1 pseudogene is annotated in these 501 nt (G+C 40.1%); it reads left to right on the top strand.

What is annotated here, in order from left to right:
• Positions 1–71: 71 nt before the first annotated feature.
• Positions 72–501, top strand: a pseudogene (locus tag IEY56_RS29270) (glutamine-hydrolyzing GMP synthase); the annotation flags it as partial.

The raw sequence follows: 501 nt of genomic DNA on the forward strand, positions 1-501 counted from the left end.
TGTTTAAAGACTTGCAAATCCCTTTAAACACGATAGACGCTAAAGAAATCTTTTTGTCTAAATTAAAGGGCGTGAGCGAGCCTGAATTGAAGCGAAAAATCATCGGCGAAACCTTTATTGAAGTGTTTGAAAAAGAAGCCAAGAAGCACCATTTAAAAGGCAAAATTGAGTTTTTAGCCCAAGGCACTTTATACCCTGATGTGATTGAATCCGTGAGCGTTAAAGGGCTTTCAAAAGTGATCAAAACCCACCATAATGTGGGCGGACTGCCTGAATGGATGGACTTTAAACTCATAGAGCCTTTAAGGGAATTATTTAAAGATGAGGCGCGTTTGTTGGGTAAGGAATTGGGCATTAGCCAGGATTTTTTAATGTGCCACCCCTTTCCAGGGCCTGGGCTTGCGATAAGGATTTTAGGCGAAGTCAGCGAGAGTAAGATCAAACGCTTGCAAGAATCGGATTTTATTTTTATAGAAGAGCTTAAAAAAGCCAATTTGTATG

The sequence above is a fragment of the Streptomyces daqingensis genome (assembly GCF_014645895.1).
Classification (GTDB): Bacteria; Actinomycetota; Actinomycetes; order Streptomycetales; family Streptomycetaceae; genus Streptomyces; species Streptomyces daqingensis.